The sequence below is a fragment of the Streptomyces sp. NPDC007875 genome, from assembly GCF_042868035.1.
In the GTDB taxonomy this organism is placed as follows: Bacteria; Actinomycetota; Actinomycetes; order Streptomycetales; family Streptomycetaceae; genus Streptomyces; species Streptomyces antimycoticus.
This window is the reverse complement of the sequence record NZ_JBIADZ010000036.1, coordinates 71,608-87,721: the sequence shown is the minus strand read 5'-3', so window position 1 is coordinate 87,721 and position 16,114 is coordinate 71,608. Positions and strand designations below refer to the sequence as shown.

Here is a 16,114-nt window from a genome sequence, read left to right as displayed (position 1 = left end):
CGCCGACCAGGCAGCGACCGAACCAGTGAACCTGAAACCACGCCAACCCGCTCTGACCAGCTAGTCAGCCACTCCCGCACTGCGGGGGAACCTCAGAGTGCCCCTTGCTGTGGGGGCAGATGGCTTGGAGCATGGCCAGAGACCGAACGACATAGGGAGGTCGTTATGAGGTTCTTCGGTGAAAGGCGCAAGCCTGAGCGGCCGTTACGGACTCGCGGGCGTGGCGCGGTGCGAGTCGAGAAGGACAGGCGGGGGCGTGAGTGGGTGACGTGCACGGGGTGCGGTCGCCGCAAGATGAACCCTGGCTTCGCGCCCAGCAAGTTCGCTGCCCGCGACCATGCGGACTCGTGCACCTGCTGAGTGACTGGCGTGCGGTGCCGAGCCTGGTGAGGGCTGCTGGGCGGAACGGCTGATCGGTGCCGTGAACGGGCCAGTTGGCGCTGTGCCTCGTGGAATCCGCGGGAGGGGATCCGCCTCTCCTGTGACCGCACAAAGAAAGCCCCCGCGCGGTGCGTGGGGGCTTCTGGCTGTTCATGGGGTGTCTGTGGTGGTGCCGGGCGGCGGGGCCGTCCGGACGGAATCGGCCGCCAGGCCGTACCCGTCCGGGGCGGCTTGGCCGCCCGGCGCGCCGCTAGGCGCGCCCTTGAGTAAGTAAAGAAGATCTAGACGCGCTAGCCGCGCTTGGGCGTTGTTGGGGTGATGCGGTAGCTGAGGCTGGCGGACTCCGCGCTCATGCGCAGCTCCTCCACGAGCAACGCGCGGCCGTCTTGGTCTTCGGTCACGCGGTGCGTGATCAGGATGGTGTCGGCCATGAGGGCGGCCTGTTCGTCTGGACGGGCGCTGCGGGCCGTCACGGTCTCCCAGAAGTCGAGCTTGTGTCCGGCGGCGGTGAGCATGGCGTACAGCTCTTCGGGGTGGGCGTCGGGGCGGTCCGCCAGGGCGGGTACCTCGTCGGCGATGTCGAATGGGATCACGCTGATGGCGGCGGCCCGGACTCCGGTCTCTTCATCGATGATCAGTCGTTCCGCCGTCAGGGTGTGGATGGCGCCTCGGCCGATGAGGCGGGCGATGGTGCCGCGTGCGTGGCCGCGCGTGACGGTGACTGTCTCGGCCTTGGCGAATCCTGGATGGCCTAGCTCCAGCCGCTTGCCCTTGCGGATCAACGTCCGCTTGATCGCGTGGGTCTGCTCGGGCTCCTGGCGGACGTAGGTCCCTTTGCCCTGCTGGCTGACCGCAAGTCCCATCCGGCGTAGCTCGGCAACTGCCTGGCGCACCGTGTTGCGAGAGACGGCGTATCGCTCCAGCAGCTCGGTTTCAGAGGGCAGTTGGCTGCCAGGGGGATAGTCGCCCTCCTCGCCCTCTGCGATGGCGTCGGCCAGGATCCGCGCGAGCTGGCGGTAGCGGGGTTCGCTGTGCAACGGCTGGGCGGTGCTGTGGCGTCCCGGCATGTGCGTGCTCCTCGGGGTCTGGCCCTGCGGCGGGCTTCGGTTCGGTTGTGTGGGTGGGGACGTGCACTCATCAGAATAAGTGCTTGCCCCTTTGGGTCAACACGGCGCATGCTCTCACTCATTGGTACGAGTAATAACCGGACGAGAGGTCTGGTGCTCGTGTGACCACAGAGAGAGGTGAACTCGTGCAGACCATCCCTGTGGACGTGCGGCGTCTGGGCGCATTGATGTGCGTCGTGCCGCCTGAGCCTCGGGTGAATCGGGAGACAGGAGAGATCCGCACGGACCGGGAGGGGCGTCGGCTGTACGTGGTCGGCGTCTCGGTCCGTCAGCCGGAGTCCCGGCGCGCGGATGTCATTGAAGTTGTGGTGCCGGGCGAGGCGCCTGCTGTCGCTGAGGGCATGCGGGTCTGGATTCAGGACCTGGTCGCGGTGGCCTGGGAGATCGACGGTCGGCGCGGCACAAGCTACCGCGCTGTGGCCATCACCCCTGCGGACAGCGGGGGGAAGACAGCGCCGGTCGCGGGCCGGGCCAAGTCTGGCGGTGATGGCTGATGCCTGATCCGTCCGAGCTGCGGCCTGCTCTCGTGGGCTGGTCGGACCTGAAGCGGCATGCCCGTGAGCTGGCCGATCAGTTGGAGGCGGCTGACATCGACCAGATGGACGCGGGTGATCGTGAGCGGCTGGCGCGGGTCGCGCTGGCGGTCGCGAGTCTCGCTCAAACCATGATCACGCGCTCTGGAAGTGGGGGGTACAAGTGGTGGAATCGTCCGACGTCGTTGTGAGGCGGCTGATGCGGAATCTCCGCCTGCTGAGCGGCTGCGATGATCTGCTGACCGCTATGGACGGCGGCCTGCTGGTCGCCGAGATCATGGCGCTGACGGCGCGCACTGCTCAGCAGACCGCCGATGACGCGCGAACCATGCTCCTGACGCTCCGAAAGAGCGGACGCAGTGATCGCGGAGGTGATCACTGATGCCGTGGGAGCTGACGGTCTGGCTGCTTCTCCTGCTGGCCTTCGTGACACAGGCGCGCTGGGAACATCGGCTGCCATCGATGCCTCGGGGGCTGCGGCGGCTGGGGGCGCTGCCGTGGCGGTGGTACCTGGGTGGCTTCCCGGCTGTGGTGTTCAGGATGCGGTTCACCTGGCGCCGGTTCACCCGGAACGCCGACCTGGCGGTGCAACGTCAGCCGCCGCGTGCTCTGGTCGGTCGCGATCTGATCGTGACTGGCCGGGCAGTGCGGATGATCCCGCCTCGGCTAGGGCTGCCGCGTCCTACGCGAGACGGCCTGGTGGTGCGGGTGCAACTGCACCCCGGACAGACACCGATTCCGTACATCGAAGCGGCACCAGCGATGGCGCACGCATGGCGGATGCATGCCGTCCGCGTGGTCTCGTTTCGGCGTGGTGAGGTGACGATCACTGCCACCTGGCGAGACCCCCTGGCCGCTACGGGCACCGAGCCGAAGCGCCACGCAGGGCGGATACTTGCTGCGCAGGTGGGCCGTACAGAGCTGGGCATGGGCTGGACGCTCGACATGCGACAGGTGCCGCATTGGCTGGTGGTCGGCGCGACCCAATCCGGGAAAAGCACTCTGCTCGCGTCCCTGGTGGCCGAGCTCGCACCGCAGCCCGTAGCGCTCGTCGGGATCGACTGCAAAGGCGGCATGGAGCTGTCGCTGTTCGAGCGGCGGCTGTCCGCGCTGGCTTGTAGCCGGACGGAAGCGCTGGCGCTCCTGGTGGCGCTCCTCGATGAGGCGCAGGACCGCATGGCCGTCTGCCGTAGGGCTGGCGCCCGGTCTATCTGGGAGCTGCCTGAGCACGTGCGGCCGGTGCCGGTCGTGATCCTGGTCGATGAGCTGGCCGAGCTGTACCTGGTCGACGGTTCGCGGGTCAGTCGGCAAGAGGCGGCCGAGTGCTCTACGGCTCTGCTCCGGCTGGGACAGCTTGGGGCGGCTTTGGGGCTGCACCTGGTGGTCGCCGGTCAGCGCATGGGCTCCGAGCTGGGGGCCGGGGTGACTGCTCTGCGGGCTCAGCTCGGCGGCCGTATCTGCCACCGAGTGCATGACCAGCAGACCGCAGAAATGGCCCTTGGCGACCTGGCAGAGGACGCGGTGGTGGCGGCCCAAGTGATCACCGAGGAAGAACAGGGCGTCGCTATCACGACGGTTGGCGGCACCTGGGCCCGTGTGCGGTCTCGACTGACCACTACTGCGGATGCTCGGGAAGTCGCGGCGCGGAATGCCGACCGGACACCAGATCTGCCCGCGCTGGTACGTGCCATGGACGCAGTGAATAAGGAGGTAGGCGGACTTGACTGAAGCACAGGCAATGCCCATTGCAATCGCTGTCGGGCTGCTCTGCATCCTGATTCTCCGGTCCCGTGAAGTCGTCTGGTGGGTGGGCGCCCTTTTCTTCCTCTGGGGATTCACCATGGCAAGCACCACTCCGGGGCTTACCATCACGGATTTCCTGCAATGGGCGGTCTACCAGAAGTAAGGATCCAGGGAGGGAGAAAGATGCCTCACCTGTATGTGAGGTGCCGTGCCTGCGGTCGGCTACGGCAGCGCACTCGGGGCGGCCGTCTCCGGCGGTGCCGTTGCTGTCGGCGTCGTCCGCCACGGGGCTGACGCCCGATAGCTGACAGTGACCGCCGGCGCGAACCCAGCGTGACAATCCCCAGCTCACACCTAGAGGAGCAATGCCCGTGTACCTGGCCACTGACCGTCTCTCCGCCATGGCGGCGGACTACCAAGAAAGGGCACCGCCGCATGACGTCCCCATGGGACAACCCTCGTGCGCGGCGCTCCGCACTTGAAATCGCGGAGCGCCTTCGCACGCTCTCTGAGACTGAACGCGACATGATCCGACTGGTGGGCACCCCCGGTTTCCGCCGGTGGCTCGACCAAATCCACAACATCGGCGGCTGCGCCGATCCCATCTACCTAGCTGGGCGGACGACAACCCGCGACGCTGTCACGGGTGCCGTAATGCGCGTCTACACCACCGCCGATGAACCGGGCGGGGTGCTGGCCCTGCGGTGCGGAAATCGGCGTGAGACACGCTGCGCACCATGCTCGCGCATCCACGCTGGCGACACATTCCATTTGGTACGGGCCGGACTCCTGGGCGGCAAGGAAGTCCCCTCGACAGTGACCGGGCATCCTCGGCTGTTCATCACCCTGACAGCGCCTGGGTTCGGCGCCGTACACAGAGCCACAGACTCAAGGGACCGTAAATGCCGTCCTCGTCGCGACGGCGGGGAATGTCCGCACGGAAGGCTGATCGGCTGCAATCAGGTTCATTCCGAAGCTGACCCAAGAGTCGGACAGCCTATATGCGGCCGGTGTTACGACTACGCGGCACACGTGCTCTGGCACGCAAAGGCAGGGGCACTCTGGAATCGCACCACGATTCTGATCAGGCGTCACCTTGCAGCGGCTATGGGAATTACACAGAGAACACTCAATTCCCATCTCCGCGTCTCGTTCGCCAAGGTGGCCGAGTACCAAAAACGCGGAGCTATCCACCTGCATGCCGTGGTACGCGCCGATGGCCCTTCCGGGCCCGATGACGCTCCGCCTCCTGCGGTCACGGCGGAGATTCTTGAGACGGTCGTCCGAAGCGCTGTAGGGGCTGCTGAGGCCCGTACGCCATACGCCCCGGGTCTGGGGGAGCACGTCATCAGTTGGGGCGCTGAGATCGACGTACACGCGATCCACAGTGCGGATTCGGAGATTGACGGCGTGCCGATGACCGATGAGGCGGTTGCCGCGTACATCGCGAAGTACGTGTCCAAGAGCGTTGGGGAAGTGGGAGGCATTGACCGGCGCATCACTTCTGCCGGTGAGATCGGTCGGCTGCGTGTCAGTCCCCATGTGCGCGCCCTCATGGGCACCTGCTGGCGCCTGGGCGGCGTAGTCGAGTTGGCCCCGCTGCGGCTGCGCCTGTGGGCTCATGCACTCGGCTACCGGGGCCACGTGCTCACCAAGAGTCGGCGCTACTCCACCACTTATGAGCAACTGCGCGCTGCCCGTGCTGAATACCGAAAGACGAAAGCGGCTGGTGGCTCAGTTCCGGTTGATGTGCCTACAGATGTTGAGTCCGCGTGGAGATATGTGCGGTCGGGACATACACCCGCTGAGGCAGAGATAGCAGCGGGGGTTTCGCAGGACCTTTCCCGAAACCGCGACGTAGGTCGCTCTGAACTATGTAATGAAGAGGGAAGGCGGGATTATGACTGAGCGGCACGGCAGGGTCAATCGCAATGATCCTGCCGTGCGCGCTTGGGTGGCTCGCCATTTGGCGCGTGCTCCGGATCTAACTAACGAGGAGCGGGCACATCTGCGGTCGCTTCTTCGGGGGTTCGGCCAGCGGATCGACCCCCCTGCTCCCGCCAGATAGGAATTACGGTATCCGGGTCGAATTTACCTCGACCCTTTGGCCCTTTGAGAAGCTGTATGTGTTTCATGTAGCGCTTGATTATCACGCGCTTCTCAACGTTGTCCCCTGACCTCCATAGCATGAGGTCATTTTCTACGGCTTGGGGATCAGGGGCGGAACTTAGGCCATCGAGTTTCTCGACAAGCTCTCGAATCTTCTTTGAGATCACTCCGATGTGTTCGTAGTAATCCTCATTCGACCACCCAACGTCAGAGAGTTCTCCGCGCTCCCACTTTCCTTTAAGCTGCTCCTTTTCCTCGATCGCTGCACTTTTCTGTGCCTCTAGTTCGGCGCGCTGCTCGATGATCTCTGCATCTTCTTCATCGCTTTCGTTGAGCGAGACCCCCAGTTTCTCTATTAGGAACTCTTCCATGAGTATGCCTATGAGATCGTCAAGAGGTTCCATCTTTCGTGAGGTCGAGCCGCATGCGCCGTTCCGGCCGCGCGACGGACAACGGTATACGTGGTATTTAACCTGTCCATTCCAGCGGCCTTCCATGGGCTTCTTGCATTTGTAGCAGCGCACGACCCCTGTCAGTAGATACTTTCCGTATTCATGTCCTCCGACGGGTGTGGTATCTACTTTATTCTGCTCTTGGCGTGCTTTTAGGATGCCCTGGGCTTTGAACCATGTCTGTGGGGATACGATTTCATCCCAGGTCCCCATTACGGGATTCCCGGTTTCGTCGGTGAGTAGCTTGGACATTCCGTCATGCTGTTTGGATGGTTCGAGTCGGTGACGTCCGCTATAGAGAACCATTCCCGCATATCGGGGATTCGAGAGAATAAGTTTCACTGTGGCCGTCGTCCAATCGCCTCCGCCCGGAGAGGGAATTTCTGAAAGCGTCAGCCCTCGTGTGATGGACGACGGATTTCCATTCTTCTCCACTAGCTCATGGAAGATGCGCCTTACGACTTTCGCCTCTTCCTCAATCTTCGTGCCCACCTCCTCGCCCTTGCGCACCCATCCGTAACCGAGGCGGCCTATGGGGATTCCCACCTCGGCTGCTGCTAATGTGTCTCGGGCAACGCGTCGGGCTGTGTCCTGAGACTGTTTCAACAGCATGACGCACATTACGCGCGCCATATTGCAGTCGGATTCCCTGACTAGATTGAGTTCGCTGGTTGCTCCGATGGCGGGCCGTTTCACTTCGTTGACGACGTTCGCTAGATCTTCGAGGTCCCTCGGTTGCCTAACTAGGCGATCCAAGTCATAGAAGATGATTCCGTCAATTACCCCATTGAGTAGATCTTTCAGCATTCGCTGGAAATCTTTGCGAAGAACCACCCAGTCCACTCCACCGTCAGGGCGGGTGATCCTCTTCTTCTTGTACGCGCTGGTGTCGTCGTCTATATAGAGGTCGGCGAACGGGCCCCACCCGAGGGCCTGGCGCTTGGTCTCGATGTCCTCGGTCTGTCGTTCGATGGCAGTCTTCCTTTTGGACGCCTCCTTCCGGGCTCGTCGTTCTTCGTTAATGTCATGCATAGAGAGACGTAGGTATCCGCCCGGTCGCTGTGGTACGTACTGCGCGTAGCCCGCAGAGAGGTCGAGGGTGGTCGTGCGGCCTCGCTCGCGTAGCTGCGTGATCATCGGGTCGTCGATGCCGGATACGGCGGACAGGTCAAGCGTGTTGGCCGTGAAGGGAGTAGGGGACATGGCGACGCCTCCTAGTGGCGGGGGTTCAGCAGAAATGCCCGGGGTTGGGTACTACCCCGATCCGTCCATCCCTGGCTACATCCGTTACTGGAACGGTGCCGCCTGGGTGCCCGGCACCAGCCGTCCCGCCCCGGCCGCGGGCGAGGCCATGCCCGCGCCGCCGCCCGGCGTCACCCATACCCAGGTGATCAGCCCGGCGCCGGACGAGACGGGCCCGATGTTCCTGGACGAGGAGCCGGCGCCGCGGCCCGCCGAGGAGACTGGCAGCGCCCTGCCCGAGCTGCGCCGTAGCGCCGAGATGGACGTCCGGGGCGCGGGCGGGCCGCCCGAGGCGGCGGCCGGTGGCATGGGGGCCCAGCCGGTGCCGCCCGGCGGCGTCCCGGCATCCGCCGACTGGAACGATCCCCAGCGGCTGTACGGCACCCGTCCCGATGCCGGGTCGGCCTGGCAGGCGGACGCGTCCCGGCAGGGCGGGTTCGGCGGCGAGCAGGACCGCCGGGTCGCCTGGGGCTCGGAGACGGACGCCCCCGGGGACGCCCAGGCCGGTGGTGGGCAGGCCGAGGGCGGGCAGTGGCCTGGGGTGCCCGACCCGCGGCGAGCGGGCCCAGGCGAGGGCGCCGGTCGCGATGAGGGCACGTTGACCATGCGCGGGGGCGGCAGCGGCGGGACGGTGGACCACTCGACGCAGGCCCTGCCGCCGGTGCGCCGGGCCCCGGAGCTGCCCTCGGCGGACGACGCGGAGACGTCCGCTGCGGCGGGCGACGGGACGATGACGATCCGCGCGGTGGGGCGCGGCGACGGAGCGGCACCCACGACGGGCCAGGGCCAGGGGCCGGGCCAGGGCCAGGGGCCGGGCCAGGGCCAGGGCTCGGGCCGGAACCCGGCGTCCGGCCGCGACGACGGGACGTTGGCGATCCGGGCGATCGGCCGCGGCGGTTCGCGCAAGGGCGCCGGAGCGGCACCCCCGGCCCAGCCCCCGCACCAGCCCCAGCAGCCTCCGCAGACACACCAGCCCCAGCAGCCTCCGCAGACACACCAGCCTCAGCAGCCCCCTCAGCCGTATCAGCCCCAGCAGCCCTTCGGCGGTATCCCCGCCCAGGGCGGCGGCCCGGCCTGGCAGCAGCAGGGGCACCCGTTCGCCCAGCAGCCCGGCCCGCCGCAGGGCGCCCCGCCGGGCGCGCCCGAGGGCGTCATCCCCTGGAAGCCGCCCGTCGACAACCCCTTCCTGCAGGCCGCCCAGGCCCAGGGACGGCCTGCCCCGCTCGGCCGCCGCCTCGTCGCCCGGCTGATCGACACGGTCGTGCTGCTCGGCGTCGTCGGCGCCGTCGCGTTCCCGCTGTGGGGCAAGGCGAGCGACCACATCGACGAGAAGGTCGAGACGGCCAAGCAGAGCGGTGAGACCGTCACGGTCTACTTCCTGGACGGCACCACCGGCGGCTACCTGGGCATCGTCCTCGGTCTGCTGCTCGTCCTCGGCGTCGTCCTGGAGACGCTGCCGACCGCCAAGTGGGGCCGCACGCTGGGTAAGAAGCTGAGCGGGGTGCGGGTGCTGGACATCGAGGGGCACGACACTCCGCCCTTCGGCGCCGCGCTGCGCCGCTGGCTGGTCTACTCGGTGCTGGGGGTGCTGGTCATCGGTGTGCTGAACGTGCTGTGGTGTCTGTTCGACCGCCCGTGGCGGCAGTGCTGGCACGACAAGGCGGCCCGCACCTTCGTCGCGGCGGCCGACTGAGCACGGCCGCGGCCACTGAACATGGCCGCGGCCACCGAGTACCGCCGCTGCCGAGTGAGCACCGCCGCTCCCCGCCGAGCCTGAGCCTCCGCCCGCCTCAGCCGCCCGCCCCCGCTGAGGCGGATGGACGATCCCGGTCGCCCGAACGGTGCGCGCCGGATGCGGCAGGCCCGGCTCCGGGGTCGACTCGGGCCATGAGCACCGACCAGCCGCCCCCCGGGCCCGATGAGCCCCGGGACCGGGACAGCAGCGATCCGTTCGCCAAATATCCGCGGGCGAACGGCTCCCCGTACGGGGACCACACCGCCGGAGCCGAGCCGTACGCCGGGATGCCCCCGCTCGCGCACCTCGGCCGCCGTCTGATCGCCCGGATCATCGACGCGCTGCTCATCGGCATCCCGGTCGGGCTCGTCCTGAGCGCGATCGCCGGCGGCTACGACCCGGTCGACGGCAGCGCCCGTTCGACCATCGTCACGCTGATCTACGTCCTGGTCTACTTCGTCTACGAGGGGCTGATGCTGACCCGGGACGGTCAGACCGTCGGCAAGAAGGCGATGAAGATCCGGGTCGCCCTGCTGGAGAACGGCCAGCCGCCGGCCGGCCAGGCCGGCTGGGTGCGCGCCGGGGTGTACGCCCTGCCCGAGATCGTGCCCTGCTGTGGCTTCATCTTCTGGCTGATCAATGTGTTGTGGTGCACCTGGGACCGGCCCTACCGGCAGTGCCTGCACGACAAGGCGGCCAAGACCCTCGTGGTCTCGGCCGTGTGAGCCTCTGAGCCCCTGAGGTGCCACCCTGAGCTTCCGGTCCACCGGGAGCGCTGATGTAATCGGGGCATGGCCCCCGACCCGCTGTCCTCGCCCCCGCACGCGTTCCCCGCCGGGATGCCCCCGCTGGCCACCCCTGGTCAGCGCTTCGCCGCCCGGCTCATCGACATCATCGTCCTCGGCGTCATCTGGACGGTGGCGCTCATCGCGACCGGCGCGCTCCAGTACACGATGGACCACCCGGGCGAGCAGGACATGGGCAAGGTGACCCTCGCGCTCATCATCACGATGGCCCTCTACTTCGGCTACGAGGGCGTCATGCTGGCCCGCAGCGGACAGACCCTCGGCAAGAAGGCGCTGCGCATCCGGGTGGCGATGCTGTCCGACGGGGATGTGCCGGCCGGTCAGGGCTGGGTCCGCGCGGCGGTCTACGTGCTGCCCGGGATGCTGATCCCGCTGCTCGTCGGCACGGTCTTCTGGCTGGTCAACTCGGCATCACTGCTGTGGGACAAGCCGTTCCAGCGCTGTCTGCACGACAAGGCCGCGCGGACCGTCGTGGTGTCAGCCGCGCATTGAGTCGGCGTGCGCCCGGGTGCGCGCCCCCGCCGAGTCGGCCGCTCCGGACCCCGCCGCGGGGCTGCTGGTGCGGATGGTGCGGCTGGGGCGGGAGACCCGGGCCACCGGCACGGTGACGGCGACGAGGAGCCCGGATGCGAGCCCGACCACGGTGACCACCGCGATACCGAGTCCCGATCGGGTCTGGGACAGCAGCAGCATGGCGAAGGTCGAAAGAACGACGGTGGCCGAACCATAGGCAAGCTGTGCAGGAGTCGGACGCGGCATGGCGGTATCCGTCCTCAAGGGCGATATGCAGGGGGCATGGGTCAGGCTGATGTGACCGTCAGCTTGACTCTACGGTGGTGAATGCCCGAGGGGGAACGGAAGTAAGCGTGACCTCACCCACGGCGCCGTTGCACAGGGGGCGCACGGAATCATCGGCCTCTCCAACCGGCGCGCACAGCGCGCCCGTTGCTGTCCGTTAACCGGAACGCCGGGATCGCAGAACGTACTTGTCCCATCAGTCCAAGTCAAGGTCTGTCTTTTCTCCTGCCACTCCGGTCAAATGTCCGGCACCGGTGTGAAAGGGGAGGACTGAGCGAGTGAACAGCCAATGGAGAACGGCCAGATCGGCCGCCATAGCCACAGTGGTGGCCGCGCTCGGCGCGGCGGCACTCTCGACTGGCATGGCTCAGGCGGACGCGCCGTCTACGCGTGTTGAGCGCCATGATCCGGCGCCCGCGAAGACGGATGTCCAGCACGATCTCGAGGGCCCGTACAGCAAGCAGCAGGAAGCGCAGCGCCAGGAGGCGCTGCGTCAGGTCATCTCCGGCGACACCAAGGCGACCACGCGCGGGGCGTCCAAGGTGGTGAAGCTCGGCAAGGGCAAGTACGTCGAGCTGGCCCGGGAGAAGACCGACAAGATCTTCACCATCCTGGTCGAGTTCGGCGACAAGGTGGACGACACCACCATGTACGACCCGGACGGTGACGGCCCCCAGCCACCGGTGAAGAAGTACGGCGGCGACCCGGGCCCGGCGCACAACACCATCGCCGAGCCGGACCGCGCCGACGACAACAGCACGGCGTGGCAGAAGGACTACAACCGCGAGCACTTCCAGGACCTCTACTTCTCCAAGGACAAGAAGAAGGAGTCCCTGAAGAAGTACTACGAGAAGCAGTCCTCGGGCCGCTACTCCGTGGACGGCGAGGTCTCCGACTGGGTCAAGGTCGACTGGAACGAGGCCCGGTACGGCTCCAACTACTGCGGCGACACCAACTGCGCCAACGCCTGGGACCTGATCCGCGACGGCGTCAACCAGTGGGCCAAGGACCAGAAGGCGGCCGGCCGCACCGACGCGCAGATCAAGGCGGACCTGGCCCAGTACGACCAGTGGGACCGCTACGACTACGACGCCGACGGCAACTTCAACGAGCCCGACGGCTACATCGACCACTTCCAGATCGTCCACGCCGGTGAGGACGAGTCCGCGGGGGGCGGGGCCGAGGGCGAGAACGCCATCTGGGCGCACCGCTGGTACGCGTACGGCACCGACGCGGGCAACACCGGCCCGGGCGAGAACAAGTCGGGCGGTACCCAGATCGGCGACACCGGCATCTGGGTCGGCGACTACACGATGCAGCCGGAGAACGGCGGCCTCGGCGTCTTCGCCCATGAGTACGGCCATGACCTGGGCCTGCCGGACGAGTACGACACCACCGGTAAGGGGGAGTCGTCCGTCGCCTACTGGTCGCTGATGTCCGCGGGATCGTGGCTCGGCACCGGTAAGGACGCCATCGGCGATCTGCCCGGCGATATGAACGCCTGGGACAAGCTGCAGCTGGGGTGGCTGAACTACGCCTCGGCCAAGGCCGGGAAGAAGTCCACCCACATGCTCGGGGTTGCCGAGTACAACACCAAGAACAAGCAGGCGCTGGTCGTCGAGCTGCCCGCCAAGCCCGTCACCACCGAAGTGGTCGCCCCCGCCGAGGGCACCAAGCAGTGGTGGAGCGGGATGGGGGACGACCTGAAGAACACCCTGACCCGGTCCGTGGACCTCACCGGTAAGTCCAAGGCGAGCCTGGACCTGCAGGGCTGGTGGGACATCGAGGAGAACTTCGACTACCTCTACACCGAGGTCTCCACCGACGGCGGCGCCAACTGGACGCCGATCGACGGTACGGCGGACGGCAAGGCCATTCCGCGCGACGCCGGTGACAAGCCCGCGCTGACCGGCACCGCCGGGGCGTACAAGAAGCTCTCCTTCCCGCTGGACGCCTACGCGGGCAAGAAGATCGAGCTCCGCTTCCGCTACCAGACCGACGGCGGTGTGGCGCAGAAGGGCTTCGCGGCCGACGCGATCACCCTGACCGCCGACGGCGCCCCGGTCTTCAGCGACGGCGCCGAGGGCGATGACAACGGCTGGACCGCGAACGGCTTCTCGCGCATCGGCGCGTCCTTCAGCAAGGACTACCCGCAGTACTACATCGCCGAGAACCGCCAGTACGTGTCGTACGACACGACGCTGAAGACCGGTCCGTACAACTTCGGCTGGGCCTCCACCCGGCCCGATTGGGTCGAGCACTTCCCGTACCAGAACGGACTGCTGATCTGGCAGTGGGACACCTCGCAGCCGGACAACAACGTCGGCGTCCACCCGGGCAGCGGTCTGATCCTGCCGATCGACGCGCACGCCACCCCCGAGAAGTGGGCGGACGGCACGCTGATGCGCAACCGGATCCAGGCGTACGACTCGCCCTTCAGCCGGCTCCCGTCGGACGGCTTCACGCTGCACAAGGACGGCAAGGCCGCCAAGGTGAAGCCGAAGCCGGGTATCCCGGTCTTCGACGACCATAAGGGGATGTACTGGGACAAGGGTAATCCGACCGGCAGTGTGAAGATTGCTGACACCAACACCCGGATCAAGATCCTCAAGGAGCTCCCGGGCGGCTCGACGATGACCGTCCAGGTCGGACCGTCCGCCTCCTAGATCCACACCGTCTGCGTTTTCGCAGGTCAGAGCGGTAGCGGCCGCCGCCCCCTAGCGGGCGGCGGCCGTTCGCGTTTAGATGCCCCTACGACCAACTTGTTGACACGACGTCTCACGGGGGACATGACCCGCAATGGCCAACGGAGGATTCACCAAGCTGCCGGGCGGCAGCGTGGTGGTCGCACTGACGCTGCCGAGCCCGCTGGGCGAGGGCGGCGTCCGCGTCCTGGTACACGCCGTGAACCGCCAGCGCGCCCTGACCAGGCTGCGCAATCTCGGGCTTCGCGCCATCTACCTGCGCGGCAATATGGCCCCGCCGACACCCGACGAGGTGACGGCGGTGCTGCACCATCCCGACGGGCTGGTCTGGCGCACCGCGCCGGACCGGGGAGGGGAGCTCTGGCATCCGATCGCCGCTCTGCTCAGACCGTCGGCCCCGGCCTCGTAGCGCCGGGGTCCGGAGGGCGGCTGGGAGGCGCCCAGAGCGCCTCCGGCGCCCTCAGACGACCGGCTTGCCGCTGAGCTCGACCCCGGCCGCCCGCAGCTCGCCCAGGGCGCGCTCGGTCGTGCCCGGGGAGACGCCCGCGGTCAGGTCCAGCAGGACATGCGCGGCGAGCCCCTCGCGGCGGGCGTCCAGCGCCGTGGCCCGCACACAGTGGTCGGTGGCGATGCCCACCACGTCCACCTCGGTCACCTCCCGCTCGCGCAGCCACTGGGCGAGCGGGGTGCCGTGCTCGTCGATGCCCTCGAAACCGCTGTACGCCGCCTTGTACGAGCCCTTGTCGAAGACCGCCTCAATCGCGCCGGAGGCGACGGCGGGCGCGAAGTTCGGGTGGAACCCGACACCCTCGGTGCCCGCGACGCAGTGCACCGGCCAGGTGTGCTCGTAGTCCGGGTTGTCCGAGAAGTGATCGCCCGGGGCGATGTGGTGATCACGCGTGGCGACGATATGGCGGTAACCGGGTGTCGCCTCCCCGATCAGATCGGTGATCGCGGCCGCGACATCCGCGCCCCCCGTCACCGCGAGGCTTCCGCCCTCGCAGAAGTCGTTCTGGATGTCGACGACGATCAGTGCCCGGTGCATGTCACCGAGGGTAGACACTCCGCGTCGATTGCGGCAGTGGGCATGCCCCGCGTTCCCCCTCATGACGCGCCTCAGGCCGGCAGGTACTCGGTGGGCAGGACCGGCTCGCCGCGCGAGAGCTGGGTCGCCGAGAGCGGCAGCCCGGCCCGGGCCGCGATATGCCGGTCCCGTGCCGCGTCCAGCGGCTCCCGGCCCACGATCTCGCCGCCGCGCACCAGCTCCACCAGCAGCTGATGGCCCGCCAGCTCCTCGGGGACCGCACCGGTGCCGACCACCTCGGCCTCGGCCACACCGTGCTCGTCCACCCGCCGCGCCGCCCATTTGCGGCCGCCCACCGAGGACTTCGCCCCCATGGACTTCTTGGCCACCGGCAGCAGTGGCGCGTCCGGGGTGTCCGAACCGGCCCGCGCGACCAGCTTGTAGACCATCGAGCAGGTGGGGTGGCCGCTGCCGGTGACCAGCTGGGTGCCGACCCCGTACGCGTCCACGGGGGCCGCGGCCAGCGAGGCGATCGCGTACTCGTCCAGATCGCTGGTCACCGTGATCCTGGTGTTCTTGGCGCCCAGCTCGTCGAGCTGCTGGCGCACCCGGTGGGCGAGCAGCAGCAGATCGCCGGAGTCGATCCTCACGGCGCCCAGGTCCTTGCCGGCCACCTCCACGGCGGTGCGCACCGCCTCGGCGACGTCATAGGTGTCCACCAGCAGGGTGGTGCCGCTGCCGTGCGCCTGGACCTGCGCTATGAAGGCGTCCCGCTCGCTGTCGTGCAGCAGGGTGAAGGCGTGGGCGCTGGTGCCCACGGTGGGGATGTTGTAGCGGAATCCGGCCGCGAGGTCGGAGGTGGTGGCGAAGCCGCCGACATAGGCGGCGCGGGCGGCGGCGACGGCGGACAGCTCATGGGTGCGGCGGGCGCCCATCTCGATGAGCGGCCGGCCGCCGGCGGCGGTGGACATCCGGGACGCGGCGGCGGCCACCGCGGAGTCGTGGTTGAAGATGGAGAGGATGACCGTCTCCAGCAGCACCGCCTCGGCGAAGCTGCCCTCCACCCGCATGATCGGCGAGCCGGGGAAGTAGACCTCGCCCTCGGGGTAGCCCCAGATGTCACCGCGGAAGCGGTAGTCGGCGAGCCAGGCGAGCGTCGGCTCGTCCACGATCCGCTGCTGGGCGAGGAAGTCCAGGACGTCGCTGTCGAAGCGGAAGTTCTCGACGGCGTCCAGCACCCGCCCGGTGCCCGCGACGACACCGTAGCGGCGGCCCTCGGGGAGGCGCCTGGTGAATACCTCGAAGACCGAGCGGCGGTCGGCGGTGCCCGCCCGCAGCGCGGCCTGCAGCATGGTGAGTTCGTACCGGTCGGTGAAGAGTGCGGTCGACGGCACGTCCACCGGCAGTCCCAAGTCCGCAGTGTCCATGGTTGACGATGCTACCTGCCGTACTCGTCAGA

The 16,114-nt window shown here is 67.6% G+C and carries 16 protein-coding genes; 11 read left to right on the top strand and 5 right to left on the bottom strand.

Going from position 1 to position 16,114, the window contains the following annotated elements; genetic code table 11:
* Nucleotides 1-671: 671 nt before the first annotated feature.
* Complete coding sequence (locus ACFYOY_RS43190) at nt 672-1,448, bottom strand: GntR family transcriptional regulator (protein WP_351895707.1); 777 nt, start codon at nt 1,446-1,448, stop codon at nt 672-674.
* A gap of 185 nt (nt 1,449-1,633) precedes the next feature.
* On the opposite strand from ACFYOY_RS43190, the gene ACFYOY_RS43185 reads away from it, so the two are divergent.
* The 6 genes from ACFYOY_RS43185 to ACFYOY_RS43160 all read left to right on the top strand — a co-directional run bounded on the left by ACFYOY_RS43185 (nt 1,634) and on the right by ACFYOY_RS43160 (nt 5,692).
* Nucleotides 1,634-2,002, top strand: a complete 369-nt coding sequence (locus ACFYOY_RS43185; RefSeq protein WP_351895701.1) for a hypothetical protein — start codon at nt 1,634-1,636, stop codon at nt 2,000-2,002.
* The gene (locus ACFYOY_RS43180; RefSeq protein WP_351895695.1) at nt 2,002-2,232 is read left to right on the top strand and encodes a hypothetical protein; all 231 of its coding nucleotides are present in this window, start codon (nt 2,002-2,004) and stop codon (nt 2,230-2,232) included. Before ACFYOY_RS43185 ends, ACFYOY_RS43180 begins: the two co-directional genes overlap by 1 nt.
* An 8-nt stretch (nt 2,233-2,240) precedes the next feature.
* Nucleotides 2,241-2,423 (top strand): hypothetical protein, encoded by a 183-nt coding sequence (locus ACFYOY_RS43175; RefSeq protein WP_351895690.1) that lies wholly within the window; start codon nt 2,241-2,243, stop codon nt 2,421-2,423.
* 80 nt (nt 2,424-2,503) lie between these two features.
* Nucleotides 2,504-3,769 (top strand): FtsK/SpoIIIE domain-containing protein, encoded by a 1,266-nt coding sequence (locus ACFYOY_RS43170; protein WP_351896094.1) that lies wholly within the window; start codon nt 2,504-2,506, stop codon nt 3,767-3,769.
* Nucleotides 3,762-3,947, top strand: a complete 186-nt coding sequence (locus ACFYOY_RS43165; RefSeq protein ID WP_191065614.1) for a hypothetical protein — start codon at nt 3,762-3,764, stop codon at nt 3,945-3,947. The genes ACFYOY_RS43170 and ACFYOY_RS43165 overlap by 8 nt, the downstream gene beginning before the upstream one ends.
* 272 nt (nt 3,948-4,219) lie before the next feature.
* A complete protein-coding gene (locus tag ACFYOY_RS43160; protein ID WP_388593256.1) occupies nt 4,220-5,692 on the top strand; it encodes a replication initiator in 1,473 nt (490 codons plus the stop codon).
* Nucleotides 5,693-5,772: 80 nt separating this feature from the next.
* Here ACFYOY_RS43160 and ACFYOY_RS43155 read toward each other — a convergent pair whose 3' ends face one another.
* A complete protein-coding gene (locus ACFYOY_RS43155; RefSeq protein WP_351895672.1) occupies nt 5,773-7,548 on the bottom strand; it encodes a recombinase family protein in 1,776 nt (591 codons plus the stop codon).
* A gap of 34 nt (nt 7,549-7,582) precedes the next feature.
* On the opposite strand from ACFYOY_RS43155, the gene ACFYOY_RS43150 reads away from it, so the two are divergent.
* The 3 genes from ACFYOY_RS43150 to ACFYOY_RS43140 all read left to right on the top strand — a co-directional run bounded on the left by ACFYOY_RS43150 (nt 7,583) and on the right by ACFYOY_RS43140 (nt 10,620).
* Nucleotides 7,583-9,280, top strand: coding sequence for an RDD family protein (locus ACFYOY_RS43150; RefSeq protein ID WP_388593252.1), 1,698 nt, complete (start codon nt 7,583-7,585; stop codon nt 9,278-9,280).
* Nucleotides 9,281-9,474: 194 nt separating this feature from the next.
* The gene (locus tag ACFYOY_RS43145) at nt 9,475-10,047 is read left to right on the top strand and encodes an RDD family protein (RefSeq protein WP_351895661.1); all 573 of its coding nucleotides are present in this window, start codon (nt 9,475-9,477) and stop codon (nt 10,045-10,047) included.
* Nucleotides 10,048-10,113: 66 nt separating this feature from the next.
* The gene (locus ACFYOY_RS43140) at nt 10,114-10,620 is read left to right on the top strand and encodes an RDD family protein (protein WP_351895654.1); all 507 of its coding nucleotides are present in this window, start codon (nt 10,114-10,116) and stop codon (nt 10,618-10,620) included.
* On the opposite strand, the gene ACFYOY_RS43135 is transcribed toward ACFYOY_RS43140, so the two are convergent.
* The gene (locus ACFYOY_RS43135) at nt 10,606-10,887 is read right to left on the bottom strand and encodes a hypothetical protein (RefSeq protein ID WP_351895648.1); all 282 of its coding nucleotides are present in this window, start codon (nt 10,885-10,887) and stop codon (nt 10,606-10,608) included. The two genes, ACFYOY_RS43140 and ACFYOY_RS43135, sit on opposite strands and share 15 nt — an antisense overlap.
* 401 nt (nt 10,888-11,288) lie before the next feature.
* On the opposite strand from ACFYOY_RS43135, the gene ACFYOY_RS43130 reads away from it, so the two are divergent.
* Nucleotides 11,289-13,592: an immune inhibitor A domain-containing protein gene (locus ACFYOY_RS43130; protein WP_351895643.1), complete on the top strand. Its 2,304-nt coding sequence runs from the start codon at nt 11,289-11,291 to the stop codon at nt 13,590-13,592.
* Between the two features lie 133 nt (nt 13,593-13,725).
* On the top strand, nt 13,726-14,040 hold the full coding sequence (locus ACFYOY_RS43125; RefSeq protein ID WP_059144473.1) for a hypothetical protein: 315 nt from the start codon (nt 13,726-13,728) through the stop codon (nt 14,038-14,040).
* 51 nt (nt 14,041-14,091) lie between these two features.
* Here ACFYOY_RS43125 and ACFYOY_RS43120 read toward each other — a convergent pair whose 3' ends face one another.
* Together ACFYOY_RS43120 and ACFYOY_RS43115 are read right to left on the bottom strand one after the other, a co-directional pair.
* Complete coding sequence (locus tag ACFYOY_RS43120; RefSeq protein ID WP_351895632.1) at nt 14,092-14,676, bottom strand: nicotinamidase; 585 nt, start codon at nt 14,674-14,676, stop codon at nt 14,092-14,094.
* A gap of 71 nt (nt 14,677-14,747) precedes the next feature.
* On the bottom strand, nt 14,748-16,082 hold the full coding sequence (locus ACFYOY_RS43115; protein ID WP_351895627.1) for a nicotinate phosphoribosyltransferase: 1,335 nt from the start codon (nt 16,080-16,082) through the stop codon (nt 14,748-14,750).
* Nucleotides 16,083-16,114: the final 32 nt, after the last annotated feature.

Coding starts and splice junctions, on each gene's coding strand:
- ACFYOY_RS43190 (WP_351895707.1), bottom strand. CDS start 1,448: ATGCCGGGACGCCACAGCACCGCCCAGCCGTTGCACAGCGAACCCCGC.
- ACFYOY_RS43180 (WP_351895695.1), top strand. CDS start 2,002: ATGCCTGATCCGTCCGAGCTGCGGCCTGCTCTCGTGGGCTGGTCGGAC.
- ACFYOY_RS43175 (WP_351895690.1), top strand. CDS start 2,241: ATGCGGAATCTCCGCCTGCTGAGCGGCTGCGATGATCTGCTGACCGCT.
- ACFYOY_RS43170 (WP_351896094.1), top strand. CDS start 2,504: ATGCCTCGGGGGCTGCGGCGGCTGGGGGCGCTGCCGTGGCGGTGGTAC.
- ACFYOY_RS43160 (WP_388593256.1), top strand. CDS start 4,220: ATGACGTCCCCATGGGACAACCCTCGTGCGCGGCGCTCCGCACTTGAA.
- ACFYOY_RS43155 (WP_351895672.1), bottom strand. CDS start 7,548: ATGTCCCCTACTCCCTTCACGGCCAACACGCTTGACCTGTCCGCCGTA.
- ACFYOY_RS43150 (WP_388593252.1), top strand. CDS start 7,583: ATGCCCGGGGTTGGGTACTACCCCGATCCGTCCATCCCTGGCTACATC.
- ACFYOY_RS43145 (WP_351895661.1), top strand. CDS start 9,475: ATGAGCACCGACCAGCCGCCCCCCGGGCCCGATGAGCCCCGGGACCGG.
- ACFYOY_RS43140 (WP_351895654.1), top strand. CDS start 10,114: ATGGCCCCCGACCCGCTGTCCTCGCCCCCGCACGCGTTCCCCGCCGGG.
- ACFYOY_RS43135 (WP_351895648.1), bottom strand. CDS start 10,887: ATGCCGCGTCCGACTCCTGCACAGCTTGCCTATGGTTCGGCCACCGTC.
- ACFYOY_RS43130 (WP_351895643.1), top strand. CDS start 11,289: ATGGCTCAGGCGGACGCGCCGTCTACGCGTGTTGAGCGCCATGATCCG.
- ACFYOY_RS43125 (WP_059144473.1), top strand. CDS start 13,726: ATGGCCAACGGAGGATTCACCAAGCTGCCGGGCGGCAGCGTGGTGGTC.
- ACFYOY_RS43120 (WP_351895632.1), bottom strand. CDS start 14,676: ATGCACCGGGCACTGATCGTCGTCGACATCCAGAACGACTTCTGCGAG.
- ACFYOY_RS43115 (WP_351895627.1), bottom strand. CDS start 16,082: ATGGACACTGCGGACTTGGGACTGCCGGTGGACGTGCCGTCGACCGCA.